Genomic DNA, 24,667 nt, shown 5'->3' with positions numbered 1-24,667 from the left:
CTCGGAGACTGCGATGCGCGTCACCGAAATTTTCCATAGCATCCAGGGCGAGTCGACCTATGCCGGTCGTCCCTGCACCTTCATTCGTCTGACCGGCTGCCCGCTGCGGTGCACCTGGTGTGACACCGAGTACGCCTTCTACGGCGGCGCCGAGATGACGCGCGAGCAGGTGCTCGAGCGGGTGCACGCGTACGACTGCTCGTTGGTGGAGGTCACCGGGGGGGAGCCGTTGCACCAACGGGAGACCGTCGAGCTGCTGACGAGCTTATGCGACCATCGCTATACCACGCTGCTCGAAACCAGTGGAGCCATCGATATCTCACCGGTCGATCCCCGTACTCACATTATTTTGGACGTCAAATGCCCGGGCAGCGGGATGATGGACCGCATGGATTGGAAGAACCTGGATCGTATCAGCTCGAAGGATGAAGTGAAGTTCGTGATCAAGGACCGGGCGGATTACGACTGGGCCAGCGCGATCGTGCGCCGGTACGATCTCGGCAGCCGCTGCCCGGTGCTCTTCAGCCCGGTCTTTGGCGAGGTGGAGCCCCGGCGATTGGCGGAATGGATCTTGGCCGATCGGCTGCCGGTCCGGTTTCAGCTCCAACTGCATAAGCTGATCTGGGACCCCTCGATGCGGGGGGTGTAGACGGCCGGCGACCACGCTCACGCGGAAGGCTCGTCGGCCTTCATCCTCACAATAGCAGGCAATCACACTCAAGTAGGGAGCATGCATGGATCTACGCGTGAAGCCGGGCCCCGTGGAGCAGGAGCCAGCCGACGTGCTCGTCCTCACCCATTTCGAGGGCGAGCCCGCCCTTGACGACGAGGCCGCCGTGGTCGACCGGCGGCTCAACGGCGCGGTCCGAGACTTGCTGAAGAGCCGGGAGTTTCAAGGCACGGCGAACCAAACCGTCCTGTTGCACACGCAGGGCAAGCTCCCCGCCAAGCGGGTATTGCTGGTCGGGCTCGGCAAGCGGAAAGAGGCGAAGCTCGACGCGGTGCGGCAGGCGTTCGGCACGGCGGTGAAGCGCATCCGGCAGGCCGGCGCCACCACCTTCGTCGCGCCCGTCCCCGGTCGAGCGGCATTCGTCGACGCCTCGAAGGTGGACCTGACCCAGGCCATGGCCGAAGGGGCGATGCTGGGCGGCTATCAATTCACCGCGTACCGCACGAACGGCGACGACCTCAAGCCGCTGCAACGGATGACGGTCATCGCGCCCGACGGCGACGCCCGGACGAGCGTGACCGAAGGGCTGCGACGGGGCCGCGCCTCGGCGGAAGCGGCCATGTACGTCCGAGATCTGTGCAACCATCCCGCCAACGTGATGACGCCTTCCCGGATCGCGTTGGAGGCGAAGAAGCTCGCCAAGGAACATCACGTCCGCGTGAAGATTCTTGAACAGCGGGACGCGGAAAAACTGGGCATGGGCGCGTTCCTGGGCGTGGCACGCGGCAGCCACGAGCCCCCGAAGTTCATCATCTTGGAATACCGCGGGCAAGAAGCCGGTGCACGGAACGGTCGCGGAGCCCGACCGATCGTCCTGGTCGGGAAGACGATCACATTCGACACCGGCGGCATTTCGCTCAAACCGGCCGAGAACATGGAGCAGATGAAAGCGGACATGACCGGTGGCGCCGAGGTGCTCGCGACCATTCGCGCCGCCTCGCGCCTGCGCCTGCCGCTCCATGTCGTCGGCATCCTCCCCGCGACCGAGAACATGCCGGGCGGCCGAGCCATCAAGCCCGGCGACATCCTCACCACCTTGTCGGGCTTGACCGTCGAAGTCCAGAACACCGACGCCGAAGGCCGTCTGATCCTCGCCGACGGCCTCAACTACGCCACCCGTTTCAAGCCTTCAGCGGTGATCGATGTCGCGACCCTGACCGGCGCCTGCATGGTGGCTCTCGGTCAGTTCGCCATCGGCATGTTCGGCAACCACGACGGCCTGAAGGCGCGCATCCAGCGCGCCGGGTTGAAGACCGGCGAGCGCGTCTGGGAGATGCCGCTGTGGGAGGAGTACTTCGAACAGCTCAAGAGCGACGTGGCGGACATGCGCAACATCGGCGGGCGGGCCGGCGGGATGATCACGGCCGCGCTCTTCTTGAGCAAGTTCGTCGGCGACTGTCCTTGGGTGCATCTGGACATTGCCAGCACCGATTGGAGCGAACGGGAGCGCCCGTACGTTTCCAAGGGACCCACGGGGATCGGCACCCGCTTGCTGCTCCAATATCTGATCGATGAAAGCCTCGAGAGCCGGGGGAGCCGCGCCCGATGAGCGCGACGACCCTGCGGGAGAAGGTGGGCGAGCTGTTCATGCTCGGCTTCTCGGGCACCGCCGTCACGCCCGACCTCGTCGATCTGGTCAAGACCTATCACCCGGGCGGCTTCATCCTCTTCGCCCGCAACCTGCAGTCGCCCGAGCAGGCGGTCGCGCTCACCAACGCGCTTCAAGCCCACGCCGGACACACGCCGTTTCTGATCGCGATCGACCAGGAAGGCGGCCGCGTCTCGCGCCTGCCGGCCGGCTTCACGATCTTTCCGGCCTGTGCGGTCGTCGGTCGATGCGGGTCCACGAAGCTCGCCTACGAGGTCGCCGCCGTCACCGCGGCGGAGCTGCGGGCGGTCGGGATCAACATGAACATGGCCCCGGTGCTGGACATCAACACGAACGCCGACAATCCGGTCATCGGCGACCGGGCCTTCAGCGCAAAAGCCGGCGACGTGGCCGAACTGGGCCTGGCGACGATCGCCGGGCTCCAGGACAATCGGGTCGTGGCGTGCGGGAAACACTTCCCCGGGCACGGCGAGACCAGCGTCGATTCGCATCTCGAGCTGCCCGTGGTCTCGGCCACGCTCGAACGACTTCATGAGGTGGAGCTGCGGCCGTTTCGCCATGCCATCGCCAACGGCGTGGCGACGATCATGACCGCGCACGTGTCCTATCCGAGCCTCGACCCGCAATTTCCCGCCACGCTGTCGTACATCGCGCTGACCGACCTGCTGCGCGATCACCTTCGTTTCAAAGGCGTGATCGTGACCGACGATCTCGAGATGCACGCGATCGTCGACCACTACGGGATCGAAGAAGCCGCGGTGACGGCGTTCCAAGCCGGGGCCGATGTGCTGCTGATCTGCAAGGGCCGGGATCGGGCTGTGGCCGCGATGGAAGCGGTGTACCGCGCGGTCAAGGACGGCACGATCGCCGAGGGCCGGCTGGACGCGTCGCTGCGGCGCCTGGCTCACCTCAAAGAACGCTTCCTCCTGCCGTATGCCCCGCTTGATCCGCGCAGGGCCGCGCACATCGTCGGCTGCCAGGCTCACCAAGCCGTCCTTGCGGCATTGCAGCACACCACCGAACGGGCCTCGAAAGCGACGGTGTGACCAAGCCGGTCGGCAGCAGGGAAATTTGGGCCTGGTGCCTGTACGACTTCGCCAATTCCTCCTTCACCACCCTCATCGTCACGGTCGCGTACAGCGTCTATTTCGTTCAAGTCGTCGCCCGGCCGTTCTCCGAAGGAGCCGAGGGGGGCACGCCCGAGCGCCTGTGGTTTTGGGGCTACGCCGCTTCCATGCTGGTCGTGGCCGTGCTCTCGCCGGTGCTCGGCGCGATCGCGGACGCCCGGGCCCTGAAGCGCCGATTCCTGATCGCGTCGACCCTGATCTGCATCCTGTGCACAGCTCTCCTCGCCCTGGTGAAAGAGGGAGACGTGCTCGCCGGGCTGGTGTTCTTCGGGATCGCGAACGTCGCCTTCGATCTCGGCTTCCTCTTCTGTAGCGCGTTTCTCGTGGAGCTGGCGACGCCGGCGAACGTGGGTCGAATCTCGGGCTACGGCTGGGGCCTCGGCTATCTCGGCGGGCTCTTGTCGCTCGCGCTCGCCTATCCGTTCATCAAAGGCGGCTTCGCCGAGGAGAATCTGACGCTCTACCGATTGAGCTTCACCATGACGGCCGGATTCTTCCTCGTCGCGGCGCTGCCCACTTTCCTGTGGCTGAAGGAACGTGCGCGGCCGCAGCCGGGTGCAGCCGGCGCATCCGTGTGGCGGGAGGCGTTCGAGCGCCTGGCGTCCACGGCCCGGCACGTGGGCCGCTATCGAGACTTGGTCGTCTACTTTGCGGCGTACCTGATCTATACGGACGCCATCAACACCGTCATCGTGGCGTCCGGCATTTTCGCGAACAAAGTCCTGGACTTTTCCCCGGGCGATCTGATTATCTATTTTCTCATTACGCAGGTGACGGCTGGGGCCGGGGCGGTGGGTTTCGGGGTGCTCGCCGATCGCATCGGTGCGAAACACACGATCACGATCACCCTCGCCCTCTGGATCGCGGTGTCTGTGGTGGCTACCGTCGTCCAGACCCACGCGCAATTTTACGTCATCGGTCTCGTTGCCGGCGCGGCGCTCGGCGCGAATCAATCGTCCAGCCGCATGTTGCTCGCGCAATTCACCCCGGTCGGGCGGCAAGGTGAGTTCTTCGGGTTCTTCTCGGTGACCGGGAAGTTCGCGGCGATCATCGGTCCGGTGGTCTACGGGGAAGTGACGGCGTGGACGGGCAGCCAACGATGGGCGGTGCTCTCCATGGCCGTGTTCTTTGCCCTCGGGCTCCTGATCTTTCAGTTCGTCGATGAGCGGCGCGGCATGATCGCGGCGGAGAAGTGACCGAGCCCGCCGGGCTCGGGGTGGACTCGATCGGTCCGGCCCGTTCACCGTTCACGGCACCAAGGACACACACGAGCCGGCGCGGCACTGCGCGCGACGTCACGGCTCGGCACGGGGGATTCATGCCGTTGAAGAAAGGCGACATCCTGGACGAACACAAGCGATACCCGGGGAGTTGCGGGCTCGTCATCAAGGTCATGGCCGGCGGCGAGGGGTTCGAAAAGGTCGTCTGCTGCGACCATATCCTGACGGAAGACGACGTCGTGGCCCAGGTTGGGTCTACGAAAGGCCGGGCCCGTGGCACCCTGCCCATCGGGATGATCTTGGACGAGAAGAAACTGCATCCTGATTCCTGCGGGCTTCGGGTCATGATTCTGGATGGCGGCGCCGGTTTTCGCGAAATCATCTGTTGCGGGCATTCGCTGACCGCGACTTCGCTGAAAGAGCTGAACTTCGACCAGACCCGCCGAGGCCCGGCGAACCCGACCGAACTCGGCTCACACGGCACCGCGTGAGCCGTTCATGCACCATGCACGCGGGCGGCTCGCGCATTCCCTCGTCGAGAGGCCGGCCGACGGGCCTTCTCGGTTGTCGGGATTCGGAGGCGTGCAGCATGGGGGCTCCATGGGCGGCTCGTGGGCGCCCCGACGTTCGTCCGTCGCATTTCACCGCGAACGCTCGACCCTCGCTGAAGGAGGAGCATGCGCGATAGGACCGTCTCGATGAAGCAATGGCTGAGCTGGATGGAGTGGCTCGACCGCTGGGGTTACATCACCGCCGGACTGAGCCTCCTCGTGCTCGGCATGCTGATCTTCGCCCACAGCTGGTACGTGTTCGTCCTCTCGACGGCGGGGAAGACGACCTTGCTGGGGGCCGGGCTCAAGCTCCTCAACGATCTGCTGCTCGTGATCATCCTGCTCGAGCTGTTTCGAACGGTGGTGCGGTTCCTCCAGACCGAAATCCTCGCCTTGGAGCCGTACCTGGCGGTCGGCATCATCGCCTGCACCCGGCGGATCCTGACGGCCAGCGCGGAATTGGCTCATCTCCCCGAGGTGACCGACAACCAGTTCAACCGTTACCTGATGGACGTCGGCGTCAACGTCGGGGTCATTATGGTACTCGTGGTCGCCGTGTTCCTCGTTCGGCAGCGACCGGAAAAACAGCTGGCGCCGATCAGTGCGCAACTCGACCGCCCCCCGGCCACGTAGCCCTCACCATTGACCGTCGTGGCCGGCCCAGAAGAGGTCGAATCCAGAACGCGCTGGGGCTGGGTGGCGCTCGTCGCGGGACCGACCGCCTCCGTCGTCTTCTCCCTGTTGCCCGTTCCCCTCGCCCCGGAGGCCCACGCGCTGGCGGCCATCCTCCTCTGCGTGGTCGTCTATTGGATCGCCGAACCCATCCCGCTGCCGATGACCGCGCTCCTGGGCACCGCCGCGTGCGTGCTCACCGGCCTTGCCTCCGCCAAGACCGCATTCGCCGCCTATGGGCACCCGATTATCTTCCTCTTCATCGGCAGCTTCCTCTTGGCCGAAGCCATGGCGGTGCATGGGGTCGACCGGAAGGTGGCGGGATGGGCCCTGTCGCTCCCATGGGTGGCGGAACGGCCCTCTCGTCTCCTGCTCGCACTCGGCGCCGCGACCGCGCTGATCTCCATGTGGATCAGCAACACGGCGGCGACGGCGCTCATGCTCCCGATCGGGTTGGGCCTCCTGTCGGCACTGGAAAGCGGCGCGGGCGCGGCGCACGGCGGCTTCCAGACAGGGCTCATGCTGATGCTCTCCTATGCCTCGACGGCGGGCGGCATGGCCACCATGCTCGGCACCCCGCCGAACCTCATCGGCATCGGCCTCATCGGACAGCAAACCGGCGTGCCGATCTCCTTCGTCACCTGGCTGGGGTTCGGCCTGCCGCTGGGGCTGCTCATGCTGCTGACCGCCTGGCTCGTACTGATCAGGCTCCATCCGCCTGCTCGCCATACCAGGGTGCGGCCCCTCCCATTCGGCGTCGTCGACCGGCACTGGTCGCGCGGCCAAGTGTCGGCGTGTTTCGCCTTCATGCTCGCGGTCACGCTCTGGGTGGGCTCCGGTCTCCTGTCCCTCGTCGCGGGACCGCGCCACCCGGCGGTCCTCTGGTTGGACAGCCGGCTGCCAACGGAGCTCGTCGCCTTGCTCGCCGCCGGACTGCTGTTCATCCTGCCGGCCGATCCGCGCGGGACCCCAACCCTGACCTGGAAACAGGCGAGCCACATCAACTGGGGGATCATCGTCTTGTTCGGCGGAGGGCTTGCCTTCGGCGACTTGATGATCAAGACGGGCTTGTCCGATTCGGTCGGCGAGGGCTTCGTGGAGCTCTTCGGGACCACGAGTCTCTGGGGGCTCACGGCGGTCTCGATCGGAGCCGGTGTGCTGATCAGCGAGCTGGCATCGAATACGGCCTCTGCAACTCTCTTGATCCCCCTCGTGATCGCAATCGCCCAGGCCGCCGGCCTGCCGCCGGTCCCGCCGGCGCTCGGGGCGTGCCTGGGTGCGAGTCTGGGCTTTGCCCTCCCCGTGTCGACGCCGCCGAACGCGATCGTCTACGGGACCTCGCTCGTGCCGATGAGCCGCATGATCCGCGCCGGGCTGGTGTTCGACCTCATGGGTGCCGTCCTCGTCTGGATCGTCTTGCGCGTCGCCTGTCCCTGGCTCGGCCTCACGTGAGCCCATGAGCGGCGGCTCTGCGCACCGCCTGTAGGGCGCTCCCGACTTGAATGCACCCGCGGAGCTATGGCATCATGCTCACCCCTATGGCGAACCTCCTCGAATACGTGGGTAACGTCCATATTTTCTTGGGCCCTTACCGAGGCAATCCCATCGCGCTCTACCTGAGAAAGGGACCAACCGGGTGCGAAATCTCACCGCGCGTCTATCCCTGGAATGAGATCATTGGAAAGGGCGAGACGCCGAATCGCGCGGCAGCCGACTTCGAGGAAAAGTGGAAGGCCAATGGTCTGTCGCCGGAGATGTACACGGGACCGACGTGGGATGGCGTCAAGCCCGAAAAACCCGCGCCTCCCAAACCGGCCGCCGCGCCGAAGCCCGCCCCCGCGGCCGGCGGCGGCGCGACCTCAAGCGCCGGCTCCGCCCCTTCGCCCACTCCGCCTGAGCCCAAGCCGGCAACCTCCGCGCCGAAGGCGGAGGCGGCCGTCGCCGCTCGCCCCGACCCCACACCGAGCTCCGATCACTCTTAACGCCCCGCGACTAACGCCCCGCGACCGCCGGGGCATCGCCAGGCGCCTCTTGCGAGAGGCGTGAATGGCGCATGCCGTACCCGAAGTAGACGAGGGTTCCGATCACGGTCCAGATGATGAACCGGATCCAGGTCAGCGTCGGCAAGAACGCCATGAGGCCGAGGCAGGCGGCAATGCCCAGCAGAGGAATCCACGGCATCAAGGGAATCCGAAAGGGGCGCGGATGATGAGGGTTGGTCTTGCGAAGGATCAACACACCGGTGCAGACCAGCACGAAGGCGAAGAGTGTCCCGATGTTCGTCATGTCCGCGGCTTCGCCGATGGGAATGAAGGCGGCGAGGAGGGAGACGGCGACACCGGTGAGGATCGTGGCATGGTGCGGGGTCCCAAACCGCGGGTGGACCTTCGAGAGCCAGGGACCCAGGAGGCCGTCTCGAGACATGGCGAAGAAAATCCGGATCTGACCGATCATCATCACGAACAGCACGCTGGTGATGCCGGCAACCGCCCCGGTGGCCACCACGGCGGCTCCCCAGTGGAACCCGGCGATCCGCAGCGCTTCGGCGACCGGCGCGTGCACATCGATCTGGTCGTACGGCACCAGGCCGGTCAGAACCGCGGCGACGAGCACGTAGAGGATCGTACAGATGAAGAGAGAGGCGATGATCCCGATGGGGATGTCCCGCTGCGGGTGCCTCGCCTCCTCGGCGGTCGTCGACACCGCGTCGAACCCCACATAGGCAAAGAAGATGATGGCCGCGGCCGCACCCACACCCTGAAAGCCATACGGCATGAACGGGGACCAGTTGGCCGGCTCGACGGAACGGGCGCCGACTGCGATGAAGAAAATGATGACCGCGATCTTGATCAGGACGATGAAGCCCGTCGTCCGCGCGCTCTCCTTCACCCCTCTGACGAGGACGGCGGTCACGAGCAGCACGATCATCGCCGCCGGCAGGTTGATCAGACCTCCTGAGCCGGGCGAATGCGTGGCCCACGCCGGGAGCACGATGCCGAGCGTTCCCAGGATGTTGTTGAAATAGCCGGACCAGCCGATCGCGACCGCCACGCACGCCACACCGTATTCCAGAATCAGGTTCCAGCCGGTGATCCAGGCGAGGAACTCCCCGAGCGTGGCATAGGAATACGTGTAGGCGCTCCCCGCCACCGGAATCATCGCAGCAAATTCGGCATAGCACAGGGCGGCCAGCGCGCACGTGATGCCGGAGAGGATGAACGACAAGACGATACCGGGGCCCGCACCCGGGCGATGGGCGTCTCCGACCACGGCCGTGCCGATCAGCACGAAGATGCCGGTCCCAATGATCGCCCCGATGCCCAGGGCCGTCAGGTCCCAGACGGTCAACGTCTTCTTCAGCCGATGGTCGGGATGATCGGAATCGGCCAGGATCTGCGGGATCGACTTCAGCCGGAACAAGGGATGGTGTTGAGCCGGCACACGCGCTCCTTCCGCCTGAAGTCTAGCACGCTCGCATTCCCCCACCCCGACGCTCGGAGCCCTGGCATCCAGGCCGGTGGGCGAGCCGCCGGATTCGTGCTCTCTCATGAGTCGGCCCGGGCCGCTCGGGTTTTGGCCGCCTTCAGAAAGGCGTGAAACAGCCGGCGGTGCAGCTCATGGCGCTCATACAGGAATTCAGGGTGCCATTGAACGCCGAGGAAGAACGGGTGACCGCGAAGCTCGATGGCCTCGATGATCCCGTCCGGGGCGACACCGCTCACGAGCAGGGACGGAGCCGTTCGCTTCACCGATTGATGGTGAGAGCTGTTCACGCGGATCACGCGCCGCCCGCTGATGCGGTGGAGCAGGGTGCCGGCCGTGACCTCGACGCGGTGGCACAGGCGGGTGGCGGGCGACGGCGAGCGGTGGGACAGCGGCGTCCCCGTTTCCGAATCGATGTCCTGAATGAGCGTCCCCCCCAAGGCGACGTTCATCGCTTGCATACCCCCGCAAATGCCGAGCAGTGGGACCTCCTCCTCGGCCGCCCGCCTCGCCATCTCCAACTCGAAGTCATACCGGTCCCGACTGACGACTCGAAACGGGTAGCGCTGCCGCTCTCCATAGAGGCGGGGGGGAAGATCGGGCCCACTTCCGGTGAGCAGGACCCCGTGCAGGTCCTCGAGCAGGGACCGCCGCGTCTGGCGGTCGGCGGTCAGGGGCAGGATCAGAGGGATGCCGCCGGCATCCTGAATCGCCCGAACGTACCGCGCGCGGAGGAAATAGGTCGGCTCGCGGCCGCCCATATCCTCCCGATCGCCGGCATTGAAATCGGGGGTGACCCCGATGATCGGCCTCATTCCATCGTTACTTCATCGGCTCCAGTGGGGGCGCAGGCTCGGCCGTCGGCTCCAGCGTCGCGCCCTCCGACTCCGCCGGCACGCCGAAAAAGCGCACGCTCTTCTCGCCCTTCAAGTGCTCGGGCGTGATGACGTAGGTGCCGCGCATGCTCGTATCCCAGACGGATTTCGCCGCCTTTTCGTTGCCGCCGCTGAAGGCATAGGTGAAGCCGCCGAAGATCCCGCCGAGCGTCGCGAAGAGAAATTTGCCCAGTCCATAGGGAATGCTGAGAAAGACGCTGGCCGTGCCGAAACCATACTGAACGCCGGTATTCTCACTCTGTTCGTTCGAGCCGCCTCCCGCCGGCTGTGCCAAGCTCGGCCCTACGACGGTCAGATGAACGAACGCAACGACGACCACTCCTGCCACGAGCTGGAACAACCGTGCCTGAGCCCCCATCCTGTGCCTCCCCTCCTGTCGTCCACACGTTCCCACCCTGTCCTCCTTCGCAATTGTCTGGCGTTGGTGCACCGAATCTGCGCGCTTGTCATTACAACAAATTCACGTTCCTTGCAACCTTATTGCGGCGGCACGGCCGGAGGACAATCTGGTCACGTCGAGAAGAGGAGCCCGGGCGGTCGGGCGCGCGCCATGCGAGTCAACCGTCGCCGAGATCCAAGTCAGCCCGGACCTTGGTTTTGATGCGGCCCTCTCCCTCCATCACCGCCCGCTCCAGCTCGTCGCCGAGGAGGTCGGCATCGAGCCGCGTGCTCTCCTGTGGGAAGTCGGACTCCAACGCGAGGGAGAGCTTGACCGCGCTCACTTCCTGCACGAAGCTCTCCTGCGCTCGTGTCGCGTAGTGATCGCGTTCCGCCTCGGGAACGCTCGCGAGCAGAGCGTGAAGCCAGGGATCGAAGCCCAGCCGTACCCGGAGTCGGCTCAGTTGGCCTTCGTGCACTTCTACGGCGACCTGCACGCCTCCCTTCCAGCTTCGCTTCTTCACGTTGAAGACGCACAGCACCCGAGACGGATCCTCTTCCACGGGGTCGGGCCCATAGAAGAGCGTCACTCGATAGAGCGGAGGCGAGGTGAGCATGGACGGCGCATTGTAGCACGCACCCGCCGCAGGGACCGAGGTCCCCGACGCCACCGTCGTGAAATTGACGCGCGTTCGGCCCGGAGCTTAAGATGCGACATGTCGCTCGCCCACCACCAGCGCGTGACCGAGATCCAGCGGATTCTTCGCGAGACGACCGACCTGGACGGGTGGCTGTTCTACGATTTTCGGCGGAGCGACCCGCTCGCCTATCGCGTCCTGTGCCTCCCCGCCGACCTTCACAGTACGCGGCGCTGGTACTATTGGCTCCCCGCCTTCGGCCCCCCCGTGAAGCTGCTCCATCGGATCGAGCCCCACACGCTCGCCCTGCTTCCCGGCGAATGCCGCTGTTACGTCTCGTGGAGCGAGCAGCACGACCGGCTGCAGGGGATGCTGAGCGGCGCCAAGCGGGTGGCGATGCAATATTCTCCGATGAACGCGATTCCGTACATCGCCCGCGTGGACGCCGGCACGATCGAATTGATCCGCAGCTTCCACGTGGACGTCGCGAGCTCGGCCGATCTCGTGCAGCGCTTCGAAGCGGTGTGGGATGAGCGGCAGTTGGCGTCACACCGGGACGCGGCGGAAGCGCTTCGTCGCATCGTCGACGAGGCGTTCAGGCACGTCCGGAACGCGCAGGCCCACCGAACCGAGTTGACCGAGTACGATCTCCAGCAGTTCATTCTTTCACGGATCCATGCGTACGGGCTCATCACCTCGCACCCCCCGATCGCCGCGATCGACGACCACAGCGCCGATCCGCACTACAGCCCTCCGCGGGAGGGTTCGTCGGTGATCCGCGCGGGCTCGCTGGTGCTGGTCGATCTTTGGGCCAAGCGGCCGGAGGCGGGCAGCGTCTACGCCGACATGACCTGGACGGGCTATGTCGCGGAGACGGTTCCCGGCCGGTATCGCGACGTGTTCGAGATCGTTCGCGCGGCGCGGGACACCGCGGTGTCGTTCGTCCGTACCCGCGTGGCCTCGGAGGACTTGCCCTGCGGCTGGGAGGTGGACGACGTCTGCCGCGGGGTCATTGAACGGGCCGGTTTCGGTGACCGCTTCCTCCACCGTACCGGCCACTCGATCGGCGAAGACGTGCACGGCAACGGCGCCAATATCGACAACCTTGAAACCCGGGACGCCCGGCGCCTGCTTCCCCGCACCTGCTTCTCGATCGAGCCCGGCATCTACCTGCCGGGCGAATTCGGTATCCGCAGCGAGCTGGACGTGTACGTCACCGAGCGGAGCTTGGAGATTTTCGGCCAGCCGCTGCAAACGGAGATCGTACCGATTCTCGCCTAGCGGCTATCGGCTCGATCTCCATCCAGGCAGGGCGCTCGCTGCCGGCTTGACACGGTTCGAAAGCAGCGGATAGAGTCAGACAACCGAGGGCGACATGTTCGGAACGCTCGGATTCTCAGAGCTCATCCTCATTCTGGCCATTATCCTGATCATTTTCGGCGCCGGCCGGCTGCCGCAAATCGGGGAGGGTCTGGGGAAGGCCCTGAAGGGCTTCAAGAAAGAAGTCCACGAAGCCCCGCCTCCTGTAGAAACCGAGGCGGGTGCGGCATCGGCGGGAGAGGCCGTAGCCTCGACGCCGAGCGCGGCGTCCCCGGCAAGCCCTCCGGCGTCGAGCGGGGCGGCCACGGCATCTCAACCGCAGCCGACCGCACCCTATCAGCCGGGGCCTGAGCTGACGCCGGGCACGACAGCGGCCTTGATGGCCGCGGCCGCCCCTCAGACCTACCCGCCTCGACCTACACCTGTTCAGGCCGCAGCCGCACCGGGACCGAGGCAGGAGACGGGAGCCGAACCGTCGGCTCCACGCCAGCCGGGGGCGCCCGGTCAAGCCGCTCCCCCCACGATGGAGGAGCGGATGGCGTCACCGCCGCCGTCACCGCGCGGCGTCTATCCTCCCTTACCGCCCGGTGCTCAGCCCAAGCCGGCCACCAAGCGTGCGTCCGCGATCGTGAACAAGGACGCGGTCGCACGGGTCCAAGCGCAACAGGCGGCGATGCGCGCCGCCCAGCAGAAAAAGCAGCAGACCGAAACAGGGCTCTCCCCCAAGGACATGCAGAGCCTGGGGGAAAGTCTCGGAGATACGCTGCGCACGTTTCGCCAGGCCGCCGCCGACGTGCGCCAGGCGATCGACCCCGAGATGCGAACGATCCGGGCAGAAATGGATGCCGCCCAAAAGGAACTCGAGCAGTCGATCGAAGCCGCCAAAGAACTCCCCGCCGTCACGGATGAGCCGCCAAAACAAGGGTGAGGCGCGCTCGCTCATTCCCCTTCATGGTCTCCGTCTTCTGCTGAGCGGCTTGCTCGGGCTCACAGGATGTTATGCGAGCCCACCCCCTGCTCCAGCGGAGCAGGTCCCACGCCTCATCGCGATGTTGAACCATTCGGAGCCGGAGGATCGCCGAACGGCGGCGCTCTCGCTCGGCAAGATCGGCGACGGCCGTGCAGCAGGGGCACTGGTCGAGCGGCTGCACGACTCGGACCCGCTTGTCCGACGGTTCAGCGCTTGGGCGCTCGGGCAGCTTCCACCGGATGACGCCGCACCGGCAGTCCCTCACCTGACCATGCTCCTCTCAGATCGGGATCCAGCGGTCGGAGAAGCGGCCTCCCAGGCTCTTGGGCAAGTCGCCTCGGCCGGCACGGCCGCGGCGGCCGTGGTCAAGATTCTCGAGGAAGGTCCGCCCCAGTCCCGGCTGGCGGCTGTCAAGGCGCTTGTCTGGTTGGAAACGCCGGAGGCGTACGGCGCCCTGGTACGGGCCTTGGAGGATGAGGCAGCCCCGGTTCGCCAGACCGCGGTCGCGGCGCTGGGGGAGCTCGGAGATCCGCGAGCCGTCGCTCCGATTGCCGAGCGGCTCTCTTCCGATCAGGATGCGGGGGTGCGGAGCGAGGCGGCGTTTCGGCTGGGAAAATTCGGCGAGGTGCGGGTCCGTCACGTCCTGGAACGGGCGACCGCCGATCCGCAGCCGATCGTCCGTCTGTGGGCTTCCTGGGCTATCGCGCAGCTGGCGCCGCCTGGCGCACCTGGATCAGGGACTTGACCAGGTCCATGACGTGCTGCCTGGCCCGCGGGTCGATGTCGGTAAATTGGATGCCCATCCCGGGGTAGAGCGTAAACCGGTCCGGTTTGCTTCGAACCCAGCAGACCTTCCCCTTGGCCTTGATGTGCTCGAGCGGGCGATCCGGCAGCGCGAATTCGACGGTCAAATCCGAGCCGACCGGTAAGGGCATGCTGCTCTCGATGAAGAGGCCGCCGCCGCCGATGCCCCCCGTTAGGCCGTCGAACTGCTTACCCTCGGGAGTCGTATAATGGACCTTGACCGCGAGCGGGGCGCGGGGATGCGCGCGCACATGCCGGCACCCGTCCTCATGACTCGACGATCGGATCCACTCGATCAGCGAATCCCAGCTCACCGTCCCGAGCGCCTGCCCCTCCTGATCGAGCACGGTCATGGTCTCCTGCTCGCAATCCAGTTCCAAGGTCTTTCCCTGGTGAACTTCGGACGCTGTGACCGGCAGTCTCATACGCGCTCCTCCGCCTCTGCATCACGCCGGGTGTACGTCGCACGGCTCATGTAAGCCGTCTCCTAGCCCCTTGTCAGGCCCGCTTCAAAGAATGAACGAGCTGGACGATGCGGCCTCGGGCCTCCGAGCTGATCTCGGTGAACCGGACCCCCATACCCGGAGAAAACGTGTAGTGGTCAGGCTTCGGACAGACCCACGCCACCGTGCCTTTGGCCTCCAGCCACTCGGTAGGGCGATCGGGCAATGTGAACGCGAGCTCGATGCTGGTGCCGACGGCCAGGGGGGCCGTACTTTCGATGAAGAGACCGCCGCCACCGATGCCGCCGGCCCGGCTTTCCACGGTCTTCCCGCCGGCCGTCGTATACCGCACCTTGAGCACGAGGTTGAGACGGGGCTGGTCCCGCAGATCGGGGGGGCGTTCGGGGTCGGCCACGGTACGGGCCTGCTCAATGATGAATCCCCAGGTGACGGAGCCGAGTTTTTCTCCTTTCGGGCCGCGCACGGTGATCAGCTCACGTTCGCAGTCCAGCTCCAAGGCCTTTCCTTTGTGCCCTGATGTGGTGATGACAGGCAGCCGCATCCGCTCCTCACGCGTCTTGTGAAGTATAGCCGAGCGATACGGAATGTCGAGGGGGAATGGGCCGTTTCGGGGACTTGCGTCAAGTCCCCGGGACGATGGCGACGGATCGGAGCGCCGGCGGGACGGCTACGCGCTCTTCATTTCCTTGTCCTGCTCGTAGAGCCGAATCGGTTGGCTCTTGCCGTGGATGACCTCTTCCGTCACGATCACTTCCTTGATCTGCTTCTGAGAGGGCACTTCGTACATCACGTCCAGCATGACTTCTTCAAGAATCGCGCGAAGCCCTCGCGCCCCGGTCTTCTGCGTGTAGGCCTTGCGCGCGATTGCGCCCAAGGCCCCGTCCGTGAATTTCAGCTTCACCTTCTCGAACGACATGAGCTTTTCGTACTGCTTGATCAAGGCATTCCGAGGTTCGGTGAGGATCCGGATCAGCGCCTTCTCATCGAGCTCCTCGAGCGTGGCGATGACCGGGAGCCGTCCGACGAACTCGGGGATCAGGCCGTACTTGAGGAGATCCTCGGGCTGAACCTGCGCGAGCAGCTCGCCCAGGCGGCGGTCGTTCCTGCCCCGGACATCGGCTCCGAAGCCGATTGACTTCTGATTGAGCCGCTGCTCGACGATCGAGTCGAGGCCGACGAAGGCGCCGCCGCAGATGAAGAGGATGTTGCTGGTGTCGACCTGGATGAATTCCTGATGCGGATGCTTACGACCGCCCTGAGGCGGGACGTTGGCGACGGTGCCCTCGATGAGCTTCAGGAGCGCCTGCTGCACCCCCTCTCCGGAGACATCGCGTGTGATCGACGGGCTGTCGCTCTTTCGGCTGATCTTGTCGATCTCATCGATGTAGACGATGCCCCGCTCGGCGCGTTCGACATCATAGTCGGATGCCTGGAGCAGCTTCAGAATGATGTTCTCGACATCCTCGCCGACGTAGCCCGCCTCGGTCAGCGTCGTGGCGTCGGCGAGCGTGAACGGCACGTCGAGATACCGAGCGAGCGTTTGCGCCAGCAGGGTTTTCCCGGTGCCGGTCGGCCCGATCACCAGGATATTGCCCTTCTGCAGCTCGACGTCGTCCACCTCGCTGGCCGAGATCCGTTTGTAGTGATTGTGCACGGCGACGGAGAGGATTTTCTTCGCGCGGTCCTGCCCGATGACGTACTGATCGAGGTGATGTTTGATCTCGGATGGCTTCCGGAGCTTAGAGGAAATTTCTTCTTTCGTCTCCTCCCAATCTTCGGCGATGATGTCGTTGCACAAATTGACGCACTCATCGCAGATGTAGACCGTCGGCCCGGCGATCAGTTTCCTCACCTCATCCCGGCTCTTCCCGCAGAACGAACACCGCAGATGCCGGTCGACCTTTTCCTGTTTGGGCATGCCGCCTCCTACTTCTCCTTGCCGTCCTTGGAGCCTTCCTTCGCCAGCTCTTTGGCCGCCTTCGGCGGCCGCGTGATGACCTCGTCGATGAGGCCGTACTTCTTGGCTTCCTCGCCGGACATGAAGTAATCGCGCTCGGTGTCCTGTGCGATTTTCTCCAGCGGCTGCCCCGTATGCTTCGCGAGAATGTCATTCAACCGCTCACGGATCTTCAGGATCTCGCGGGCGTGGATATCGATCTCGGTCGCCTGCCCCTGGAAGCCCCCCATGGGCTGGTGGATCATCACACGCGCGTTCGGCAGCGCATAACGCTTCCCCTTCGTACCGGCCGCAAGCAGCAGCGCCCCCATGCTGGCCGCCTGGCCCAAGCAAATCGTATTGATCGCCGGCTTGATGTACTGCATCGTGTCGTAGATACCCAGACCCGCGGTGACGCTCCCACCGGGAGAATTGATGTAGAGATTGATATCCTTCTCCGGATCCTCGGCCTCGAGGAAAAGAAGCTGGGCGATGATGAGGTTAGCGAAGACGTCGTCGATCGGTGCTCCCAAGAAGATGATGCGATCCTTGAGCAGACGGGAATAGATATCGTAGGCCCTTTCGCCCCGATTGGTCTGCTCAATGACAATGGGCACTAACATGGACGCGATCCTTTCTGTGGTAATCAAAAGTCGGCGAAACCGTCGCTAATCTTACCATATTCAGGATCGGCACGCGCGGCGACGCCGGTCCACCACGCTGTGTTTCCGCGTGCCGGGTGACTCACCCTTGGATCACCGCATGGCGGTACACGTAGTCCAGCGACTTGTCGGCCAGGATACGTCCGATGATCTCGTCCCGCATGTCGGGTCCGCCTGCCTCCACCATCCGCTTGACGTCCTCGGGCGAGAGCCGGAGCCGAGCGGCGAGGCGCTCGAGCTCGGCGACGACGTCGGCTTCCTCGACTCGGATGCCCTCTTTCTCCGCGATGGCTTCAAGGATGAGCCCGACCTTGACGCGCCGTTTGGCTTCCGGGAGGAGCTCCTCGCGCAGACGCTTGACCTCCTCCTGGCGCTTCATCGGGTCGTCCAGTCCGGTACGTCGAGCGCGCGTCTCGATCTGTTGGCGGACCATCCCGGCCAGCTCTCGCTCAACCAGGCTCTCGGGAAGATCGAAGTGATGCATGTCGACCAGGCGCTTCAGCACCTGGTCCTTGTAGGACTCTTCGATATCCCTCTTGAGGGCCGCTTCCATTTCGGTCCGAAGCTTCGCCTTCAGCTCCTCGAGTGAAGCGTATGGTCCGCAGTCCTTGGCAAACTCGTCGTCCAACGCCGGCAGCTTTTTCTGCTTGACGCCCTTGATGGACACCCGAAACACGACGGTCTGCCCGGCCAGCCGGGCATCGGGGTGCGAGGCGGGGTAGGGCTGGGGAATCTCGACGGTCTCCCCCTCCGCCTTGCCGAGGATCGCGCCATCGACTTCCACCCCCAACACGAGTGCCTTGGTTCCAACCTTGTGCAGATGGCCTTCCTTCTTCGCGCCCTCCAGCGGCTCGCCGTTGACCGTCCCTTCGACATCCAGCACCGCGTAGTCCCCATCCGCCAGGGCCGTGCCGGTCGGAGCCGCGGTCAACGGAGCGTGCTGTTCGCGCAATGCCTCCAGCGCGCGCGTGATCTGCTCCTCGGTGACGGTGCGCTTGTCGGGCTTCAGCGAGATGGGGTTCGGAGCCTTGTAGTCCCGCAGCTCGATCTTCGGCTTGATCTCGACCGTGGCCGTAAAGGAAAAGGGGGCGTTTTTTTTGATCTTCATCCGCTCCAAGGGCGGCACTTCCACGATGACGGGAACGATGCCCGCCTCGCGGACGGCACGATCGTAGTAGTCCGGAATGAGCTTCCGAACCAGGTCTTCTTCGACGGCCTTCGCGTAGCGCTTTTCGAGGAGCGCCAGCGGCGCCTTTCCGGGCCGGAACCCGGGAATGTGCACCTGACGATTGAGCTCCGAGTAGGCGCGATCGAACTCACGATTCACTTCATCCTGCGGCACTTCGATCTTGAGTGCGCGTTTGCTGGGTCCCAATTCGGTCACTTCGAGTTTCATGGTCATGATCCTATCAACTGGAAGTCGTCACTGAGCTTCGAACAGCTCGAACAATGGGGATGGCGCGTCGGGCGACCTAGTGGTTGGTGCGAGAGGGGGGACTTGAACCCCCACGGTTTCCCACGAGATCCTAAGTCTCGCGCGTCTGCCAGTTCCGCCACTCTCGCGCACCGGTTCTGGAGTAGGATCGGAACAGTTCGGATAGGCGTGGTGCCCGTACGGTTGTAGTCTGTGCGCCCCGGTGCTGTCAAGACAGGAGGACGGGATTCCAGTAGCACATCACCCAGGCCCGTCGTATACTGACTCGTATGAGTCGTCGGACACCCGTGGAGCGGATGATTCCGAAGAGGAGGTGGCTATGACGCACGTGGTGCTGATGGCCCTGCTCGCGCTGTGGGTATGGCTCGGGACCGGAACGAGTTGGGCCTATCGAGAATATTTTACCCCCGAGCAGAAGGAACAGCTGGCAAAGGCGCAGACCGTGCTGGTCGAGGCCATCGCCATCACCGATAAAGGGTCGGTGCCGGCGACGGCGATCGCCGAGACCATGCGGCGTCGGCTGGAGGAAGTCGGGTACACGGTCGTAGCCGACCCCGCCCAACCGCATGACGTTCTGGTGCGCGTCAAGTGTGAGCAGCGCAAAACGTGGGAGGGAACGACCCCGATGGGAGGGGACGCCGATTTGCCGGACTCTCCATCGCGGATCTGGAAGGGTCCGGCCTGCCAACTGAACTATTTCGTGGGTGGCACGAAGATCAAATGGCAGAAAGAGGTCCGGACGGAGTTTGCCGACGCCGTCGAAGCGGCACAGGCAGCGCACGCCGGTGACCCCGGCGCCTTTGCCCTCGAGAAATTGAATGAGCGCTTGCAGCAGTATGATTTCCCGCTCCTGTTGGCGGCCGAATGGGGACAGGCCGACCGTCTCTTGAAAGTGCTCGATGCCCCCGGCACCAACCAGATGCGCAAGCTGAAAGTGATCTCGCTCCTGGGCGAGATGCAGGCCGACGAAGCCTTCCCCAAGCTCAAGGAAGCGCTCAAGGACAAGGAATTGGCCAAGCAAGCCGCGGTGGCGCTCGGGAGCACCGGCCGGGAGGCCATTCCCATCCTGGTCGAGATGATGAAGAACTCGAAGGATCCTGAACTGCAGGCCGCGGCTGCCAAGGGCCTCGGGCAACTGGGCGGTTTGCACGGCGACGCGAGCGTGATCCCGCCCCTCTTGGACATGCTGTTCAAGCCGGACCTGGATATTGGGGTCCGGACCGAAGTCGTCTGGGCGATCGGCAAGGTGCCCGACAAGCGTGCGATCGAGCCGCTGCACCGGCTCGACCGTGAATTGCAGAGCAAACGGTCCGAAGACCCCTCCTATAAGAAACTGCGGGAGGCCGCGTTCTGGTCTCTGAAGATGACCGACACGGAGCTGTCATCCGAGAATCCCTGAGTTCCCGCCGGTGATCGACCGGAGGCGCGGGGCCGTACGGCTCGCACGGCCCCGCCCTCTGGCTGCCATTCCCCCCGCCGCCGAAGAAACGCCGCGCAAAGTCATGTAGCGATGTTATACTTAGCCGAACCAGGCTTACAGGGAGGCACGTATGGGGGCTTTGTCGCGACGGCAGTTTCTCGGTCTGTCCGCACTTGCGAGTGGCGCACTGGCACTCGGGCAGTGGCCTCTCGGCCGGTTTGTCACCACATCCGGGTTCGCCACGGCCGCCGAGGCCCCCAAGGGCGATCCGATTAAGATCGGAATCATTGATCCGCTTTCGAGCCCTTACAAGACCTCTTCCGTCCACGACGTACACGGCGCGACGGTCGCGATGGACCTGTTCAATAAGCGCGGTGGCGTCCTCGGGCGTCCCGTAACGCTGCTGGAAGCCGACGACGCTTCGAATCCGCAGACCGGGGTCAAGGCCGCCACGAAGCTCATCAAGGACGACCATGTCGATTTCCTCATGGGCACTTTCAACGGAGAGGTGGCACTGGCCGTATCCGAGTTGGCACGCCAGGAAAACAAGTTGCTCATGGTGACGGGCGCCCATGTTCCGGAATTGAGCGGGGCACGTTGTAACTCGCACACGTTCGTGTTCATGCCGAACGCGAGGATGCTGTCTCGAACAGTGGCGCCGCACCTCGTCAAAGCCTATGGCACCAAAGTGTTCATGATTACGGCCGACACGATGGACGGGAGGTCCGCCAAGCAGGCGATGACCGAAGCGCTCTCGGCGCACAGCGCCGAGGTCATCGGGGAGACCGTCACGCCGTTCGGCGCGACGGACTTCTCAGCCGCCTTGAGCGAGGCGAAAGCCGCCAAACCAACCCTGCTGGTGCTCAACCTGTACGGGTGGGACCTGGTGAATGCCCTGAAAGCCTACACGAAGCTGGAGCTGGCCAAAGAGAAGATCGGGGTAGGCGGGATGATCGGCGGGGAGCAGATCGGCCGACCGCTCGGTTACGCCAACAACGCCGGCATCTGGGGTCTCATCTGGGATCCGAAGATCAACACCGAAAGCTCGAGGCGATTCATCCAGGGCGTCATCGACAAATACAATCACACACCCACTTCCCGATGTTACCTCGGCTACGCCGCCCTCACACAGATCCTCGAGGCCGTCCGTCGTGCGGGCACGACGGATACGGGTGCTGTGGTCAAGGCCTTGGAAGGGCACGAGTTCGACGGGCTCAAAGAAGGACGCTCGTTTTTCAGATCGTGGGATCATCAACACGTCCAGGACGTGCTCGTGGGTCAGGCCTACGGCAAGGAATTAGGTCTGGGACACTACCAAATCCTGGCCACCGTCGCGGGTGATGCGGTGGCCGGCGAACGCCACCAGACCGCGTGCGTCCTCTGAGAAAGGGGTCACGACAAGAAGCGGGGTGAGCAGCGTGCGACCGCGGCCGGGGTCTCTGGTCGGCGACGGCTGCCAAGGCCAGGGACCACCCGCGGGGGGTTGGAAGCCGAAAGATCTTGCCTCACGCTCAAGCCTGCCCGTTCAGAACCGTCACCGAGAGCAGCCGCGGGCCCATCACGATCTGAACTCCGCACCTCCATCGCCCGACCTTGATCGCGCCCTCCGTTCCCTACGTCGACAGGCGGGCGGCGTCTCGAGACCAAGGGCTGAACGACAGAACGAGACGGTCCCAGATGGACAGGGGCTCCATCACCGGATGGGGTACGACGTCCTTTCTGCGGCGGCCGTCCGGGTCGTCCACCCGAAGCCGGAGTCGAATCCTTTCGTTGGCCTGCATCAAACAGACGCCGCACAGCACGCTATACTTCCGCTCCGGCATGAGTCGGGTGAACATGGCACGGTCCGTGCGGCGGCACGATGAACAGGTCATGACGACCTCCTAGCTCAGCGTGAGGCGACTCACGGCATCGACGACGGGCGGGACGATCGTTCTCGGCACCCAGGCTTCTCCCTGGTCGACCACCCGCACGGCGCGGGGCAGCAGCACACGGGCGCCCGCCCGGCGAAGGTAGCCACGGACGCCAAGGGCCAGCCCATCAAGCATATGTGCACGCGTCAAGCGCTCGGTGATGAGAATGACGCGGGTGGCGGGGCTTTGACGGCGAACCAGCGGGAGCAGCGAGAGACCATGCAGGACGGCGATCTTCCAGTCGAGCAGCAGCACCTGCGGCTTCAGACGGAGGGCCTTCACCACCTCGTACGTGCTGCCGGCTTCCCCGACGACGTGAATCCCGCGCTCGGGTCGCAGGCGCTTCACGTACGAGGTGCGATTGGTCTTTTTCTGATCGGCGATGACGACGCTGATCGTCTCCACACTGTCCTCGCTGCTCGCGGGACAGTAAACACTTTATCCGTTTTCGATCAATTGGACTTAGGTCCAGCCGAACCGCTCCACGCCATCAGAGAGTCGCGCAGAGAGTCGCGGTGAGCAGCAGGAGGATGTCACGATGCACGGAAGCGACATCCGAGTCAGCCTCCCGTACTGAGGCGGGCCAGGCGATCGATGAGCTTGGCGACCATGGCGCGGGGGACCCATGATTCCCCGGCGGCCACCACGCGAACAGCCTTGATCAGGAAGCGTCGGAACAGCAGCGTCCCGAGGTAGCCGCGTGCACCCTGCGCGACGGCATTTAAGATCTGCGCGTCGCGGGCCGCGCCGGTCAGGAGAATGATCCGAGTTCGGGGGCTCTTCGTGCGGATGAGAGGGATGGCCGCATTATCGTGACCGCGCGTCATCGTCAGGTCCAGCAGCAGGATATCCGGCTTGTGCTTCGCCGCCGCCACCGCTTCGCTGACGGTCTCGGCTTGACCGACGACCCGCACGCCTTGCGCCCGCCGTAATCTGCGAAGGCATGACATCCGCCGCCGTTTTTCACAATCCGCGACCACGACGGTGATGGACCGCATTGACCTCCTGCAGGGATGTCCCGCCGGCGGCTAGCCAGGCGTCATCGAAACGGCTGGCGATGTCCGTTGACGTACAAGGCCAAATGCAGCCGGTCGGACACCCCAAGCTTTCTAAAGATGGACGTGAGGTGCGCCTTGACCGTCTTCTCCGACACGTGCAAGGCGTGCGCGATTTCCTTATTGCTGGCCCCGTTGCCGATCTGCTCGACGATCTCCTTTTCCCGGCGGGTCAAGACCTCGAGCGACGGATCGGTTCTCGGGAGGGCACGGTTGCGCTGCTGTTCGGTCAAAGAAACCAACGTATCGAGCAGATGCGAGATCACTTTGCGCCCGACCCAGACCTCTCCCTTTTGAACCATCTTGATCGCTTTACTGAGAAGGGCCGCGTCGATGTCGGTGCTGCAGTATCCTTTCACCCCCGCTTCCAACAAGCTCGTGCCTTCCGTTTCGGTCGGATTTTTCGTGAACACGATGATCTTCGTGGAAGGGCTGAGCTGCTGCAGCGGCCCGACGCTGGCGCGGCCGCGGAGGTCCGGCAATCCAAAATCCAGCAACAGGACCGCCGGCTTGAGCACCGCCATCTTCTGCTCTAGGACGCCGTAATCCGGAGCTTCATGGACCACCGCGGTCCGCTGCAGCGCTTCAATCCATTGAGCTCGTCGAGCAGGGACGGCACTGGCCGCCAGGAGTTTGATTGGTCCAGCCGGCTGATCAGCTACCATAGGGACGGCACACGGCGATGGTCCTTCTCTCTGTAGCATCAAAATGTATCAGCTTTTACGTAAAAAGTCTCGGCGCCTGCGCTCCCCGCGCGGATGGACGGCACTGGGACCTCCGGGGTCCATCGGCTTGCCGCACCTTCAGGTGCGTGTTAAGATGCCGCTTCCGAGTAAGTATAGCTAAAATTTTTTGAACGGAGAGGTGCGAGAGCGGCCGAATCGGCGTGCCTGGAGAGCACGTGTGCCGGCAACGGCACCGTGGGTTCAAATCCCACCCTCTCCGCCAGTGCGTGGCGCGACAGGAACCGTCAGGCTATCAACCTGCAGACAGTGGCGCGCCAGAGTTACCGACCGGCAATGCCGTCGAGTGCCGTAACAAGGTGTCGCCAGGGCGACGTCAAAAATAGAGTCGCGAAGCGACACCGCTTCCGGTGGGCAGTTGCATCGGCCGGTCGGTACCTGGCACGCCACTGCCGGCTGGTTCCTCGTCGGAGCGTTTCTATCGCGCCAAGATAAGGGTAAGGGGCTGGGCCCTGTGCAACTGAATCCCTCGAACCCCGCCAGGTCCGGAAGGAAGCAACGGTAAGGGGATCATTCAGTGTGCCGCAGGATCACCTGGCCCCGTCTTTTACCACCACACGGTTGACTTGATGTCCCGCCCACCGGTCAAAAGACAATCCCGGTTCGGGCAGTCGCGAGAGTGACTTCGAGCAAGATCATTC

The 24,667-nt window shown here is 64.4% G+C and carries 26 protein-coding genes, 2 tRNA genes and 1 other RNA gene; 15 read left to right on the top strand and 14 right to left on the bottom strand.

Annotation, left to right across the window (positions count from 1 at the left end):
* Nucleotides 1-13: 13 nt before the first annotated feature.
* The 8 genes from queE to ACWHYV_RS01475 all read left to right on the top strand — a co-directional run bounded on the left by queE (nt 14) and on the right by ACWHYV_RS01475 (nt 7,891).
* Nucleotides 14-649 carry a 7-carboxy-7-deazaguanine synthase QueE gene (queE, locus tag ACWHYV_RS01510; protein WP_447978900.1) on the top strand — a complete coding sequence of 212 codons (636 nt, stop codon included), beginning with the start codon at nt 14-16 and terminating at the stop codon, nt 647-649.
* Between the two features lie 85 nt (nt 650-734).
* Nucleotides 735-2,279 (top strand): leucyl aminopeptidase, encoded by a 1,545-nt coding sequence (locus ACWHYV_RS01505; protein ID WP_447978899.1) that lies wholly within the window; start codon nt 735-737, stop codon nt 2,277-2,279.
* A complete protein-coding gene (gene nagZ / locus ACWHYV_RS01500) occupies nt 2,276-3,385 on the top strand; it encodes a beta-N-acetylhexosaminidase (protein ID WP_447978898.1) in 1,110 nt (369 codons plus the stop codon). The genes ACWHYV_RS01505 and nagZ overlap by 4 nt, the downstream gene beginning before the upstream one ends.
* Nucleotides 3,382-4,662 carry an MFS transporter gene (locus ACWHYV_RS01495; RefSeq protein WP_447978897.1) on the top strand — a complete coding sequence of 427 codons (1,281 nt, stop codon included), beginning with the start codon at nt 3,382-3,384 and terminating at the stop codon, nt 4,660-4,662. Before nagZ ends, ACWHYV_RS01495 begins: the two co-directional genes overlap by 4 nt.
* Nucleotides 4,663-4,784: 122 nt before the next feature.
* Nucleotides 4,785-5,177: a hypothetical protein gene (locus ACWHYV_RS01490; RefSeq protein WP_447978896.1), complete on the top strand. Its 393-nt coding sequence runs from the start codon at nt 4,785-4,787 to the stop codon at nt 5,175-5,177.
* A 186-nt stretch (nt 5,178-5,363) separates the two neighbouring features.
* On the top strand, nt 5,364-5,870 hold the full coding sequence (locus tag ACWHYV_RS01485; RefSeq protein ID WP_447978895.1) for a phosphate-starvation-inducible PsiE family protein: 507 nt from the start codon (nt 5,364-5,366) through the stop codon (nt 5,868-5,870).
* 18 nt (nt 5,871-5,888) lie between these two features.
* The gene (locus tag ACWHYV_RS01480; protein WP_447978894.1) at nt 5,889-7,361 is read left to right on the top strand and encodes an SLC13 family permease; all 1,473 of its coding nucleotides are present in this window, start codon (nt 5,889-5,891) and stop codon (nt 7,359-7,361) included.
* A 74-nt stretch (nt 7,362-7,435) separates the two neighbouring features.
* On the top strand, nt 7,436-7,891 hold the full coding sequence (locus ACWHYV_RS01475) for a hypothetical protein (protein ID WP_447978893.1): 456 nt from the start codon (nt 7,436-7,438) through the stop codon (nt 7,889-7,891).
* A gap of 10 nt (nt 7,892-7,901) precedes the next feature.
* Here ACWHYV_RS01475 and ACWHYV_RS01470 read toward each other — a convergent pair whose 3' ends face one another.
* From ACWHYV_RS01470 to ACWHYV_RS01455, 4 genes are all read right to left on the bottom strand, one after another.
* Complete coding sequence (locus ACWHYV_RS01470) at nt 7,902-9,350, bottom strand: amino acid permease (protein WP_447978892.1); 1,449 nt, start codon at nt 9,348-9,350, stop codon at nt 7,902-7,904.
* A 104-nt stretch (nt 9,351-9,454) separates the two neighbouring features.
* Nucleotides 9,455-10,207 (bottom strand): gamma-glutamyl-gamma-aminobutyrate hydrolase family protein, encoded by a 753-nt coding sequence (locus tag ACWHYV_RS01465; protein WP_447978891.1) that lies wholly within the window; start codon nt 10,205-10,207, stop codon nt 9,455-9,457.
* Between the two features lie 7 nt (nt 10,208-10,214).
* Nucleotides 10,215-10,646, bottom strand: coding sequence for a hypothetical protein (locus ACWHYV_RS01460; RefSeq protein WP_447978890.1), 432 nt, complete (start codon nt 10,644-10,646; stop codon nt 10,215-10,217).
* A 199-nt stretch (nt 10,647-10,845) separates the two neighbouring features.
* Nucleotides 10,846-11,283 (bottom strand): hypothetical protein, encoded by a 438-nt coding sequence (locus tag ACWHYV_RS01455; protein WP_447978889.1) that lies wholly within the window; start codon nt 11,281-11,283, stop codon nt 10,846-10,848.
* A 99-nt stretch (nt 11,284-11,382) separates the two neighbouring features.
* On the opposite strand from ACWHYV_RS01455, the gene ACWHYV_RS01450 reads away from it, so the two are divergent.
* The 3 genes from ACWHYV_RS01450 (at nt 11,383) to ACWHYV_RS01440 (ending at nt 14,339) form a co-directional block, all read left to right on the top strand.
* Nucleotides 11,383-12,585, top strand: a complete 1,203-nt coding sequence (locus ACWHYV_RS01450; protein WP_447978888.1) for a M24 family metallopeptidase — start codon at nt 11,383-11,385, stop codon at nt 12,583-12,585.
* Nucleotides 12,586-12,679: 94 nt separating this feature from the next.
* Nucleotides 12,680-13,552, top strand: coding sequence for a twin-arginine translocase TatA/TatE family subunit (gene tatA / locus ACWHYV_RS01445; RefSeq protein ID WP_447978887.1), 873 nt, complete (start codon nt 12,680-12,682; stop codon nt 13,550-13,552).
* A complete protein-coding gene (locus tag ACWHYV_RS01440; protein WP_447978886.1) occupies nt 13,530-14,339 on the top strand; it encodes a HEAT repeat domain-containing protein in 810 nt (269 codons plus the stop codon). Before tatA ends, ACWHYV_RS01440 begins: the two co-directional genes overlap by 23 nt.
* Here ACWHYV_RS01440 and ACWHYV_RS01435 read toward each other — a convergent pair.
* The 6 genes from ACWHYV_RS01435 to ACWHYV_RS01410 form a co-directional block, all read right to left on the bottom strand.
* Nucleotides 14,293-14,823, bottom strand: a complete 531-nt coding sequence (locus ACWHYV_RS01435; RefSeq protein WP_447978885.1) for a PilZ domain-containing protein — start codon at nt 14,821-14,823, stop codon at nt 14,293-14,295. The genes ACWHYV_RS01440 and ACWHYV_RS01435 overlap by 47 nt on opposite strands.
* A gap of 73 nt (nt 14,824-14,896) precedes the next feature.
* A complete protein-coding gene (locus ACWHYV_RS01430; RefSeq protein ID WP_447978884.1) occupies nt 14,897-15,403 on the bottom strand; it encodes a TIGR02266 family protein in 507 nt (168 codons plus the stop codon).
* 126 nt (nt 15,404-15,529) lie between these two features.
* Complete coding sequence (gene clpX / locus ACWHYV_RS01425) at nt 15,530-16,780, bottom strand: ATP-dependent Clp protease ATP-binding subunit ClpX (protein ID WP_447978883.1); 1,251 nt, start codon at nt 16,778-16,780, stop codon at nt 15,530-15,532.
* Nucleotides 16,781-16,788: 8 nt separating this feature from the next.
* Entirely contained in the window at nt 16,789-17,421 is a 633-nt protein-coding gene (gene clpP, locus ACWHYV_RS01420; RefSeq protein WP_447978882.1) for an ATP-dependent Clp endopeptidase proteolytic subunit ClpP, read from the bottom strand.
* 121 nt (nt 17,422-17,542) lie between these two features.
* On the bottom strand, nt 17,543-18,856 hold the full coding sequence (gene tig / locus ACWHYV_RS01415; protein ID WP_447978881.1) for a trigger factor: 1,314 nt from the start codon (nt 18,854-18,856) through the stop codon (nt 17,543-17,545).
* A gap of 84 nt (nt 18,857-18,940) precedes the next feature.
* A tRNA-Leu gene (locus ACWHYV_RS01410) sits at nt 18,941-19,023 on the bottom strand.
* Nucleotides 19,024-19,214: 191 nt separating this feature from the next.
* Here ACWHYV_RS01410 and ACWHYV_RS01405 point away from each other — a divergent pair.
* On the top strand, nt 19,215-20,294 hold the full coding sequence (locus ACWHYV_RS01405; RefSeq protein ID WP_447978880.1) for a HEAT repeat domain-containing protein: 1,080 nt from the start codon (nt 19,215-19,217) through the stop codon (nt 20,292-20,294).
* Nucleotides 20,295-20,445: 151 nt separating this feature from the next.
* Nucleotides 20,446-21,699 (top strand): ABC transporter substrate-binding protein, encoded by a 1,254-nt coding sequence (locus ACWHYV_RS01400; RefSeq protein ID WP_447978879.1) that lies wholly within the window; start codon nt 20,446-20,448, stop codon nt 21,697-21,699.
* A 229-nt stretch (nt 21,700-21,928) separates the two neighbouring features.
* Here the strand turns inward: ACWHYV_RS01400 and ACWHYV_RS01395 are convergent, their stop codons facing one another.
* The 4 genes from ACWHYV_RS01395 to ACWHYV_RS01380 form a co-directional block, all read right to left on the bottom strand.
* On the bottom strand, nt 21,929-22,189 hold the full coding sequence (locus ACWHYV_RS01395) for a hypothetical protein (RefSeq protein WP_447978878.1): 261 nt from the start codon (nt 22,187-22,189) through the stop codon (nt 21,929-21,931).
* A 9-nt stretch (nt 22,190-22,198) separates the two neighbouring features.
* Nucleotides 22,199-22,633, bottom strand: coding sequence for a response regulator (locus ACWHYV_RS01390; protein ID WP_447978877.1), 435 nt, complete (start codon nt 22,631-22,633; stop codon nt 22,199-22,201).
* A 155-nt stretch (nt 22,634-22,788) separates the two neighbouring features.
* Nucleotides 22,789-23,226: a response regulator gene (locus ACWHYV_RS01385; RefSeq protein WP_447978876.1), complete on the bottom strand. Its 438-nt coding sequence runs from the start codon at nt 23,224-23,226 to the stop codon at nt 22,789-22,791.
* Between the two features lie 41 nt (nt 23,227-23,267).
* Nucleotides 23,268-23,948, bottom strand: coding sequence for a LuxR C-terminal-related transcriptional regulator (locus tag ACWHYV_RS01380; protein ID WP_447978875.1), 681 nt, complete (start codon nt 23,946-23,948; stop codon nt 23,268-23,270).
* Nucleotides 23,949-24,141: 193 nt separating this feature from the next.
* Here ACWHYV_RS01380 and ACWHYV_RS01375 point away from each other — a divergent pair.
* Nucleotides 24,142-24,231, top strand: a tRNA-Ser gene (locus ACWHYV_RS01375).
* Between the two features lie 238 nt (nt 24,232-24,469).
* Nucleotides 24,470-24,569: signal recognition particle sRNA small type (gene ffs / locus ACWHYV_RS01370), an RNA gene on the top strand.
* Nucleotides 24,570-24,667: the final 98 nt, after the last annotated feature.

The organism is Candidatus Nitrospira bockiana, from assembly GCF_965152565.1.
Note: the sequence above shows the minus strand (reverse complement) of the source record. Positions and strands in the feature narration are given on the sequence as shown.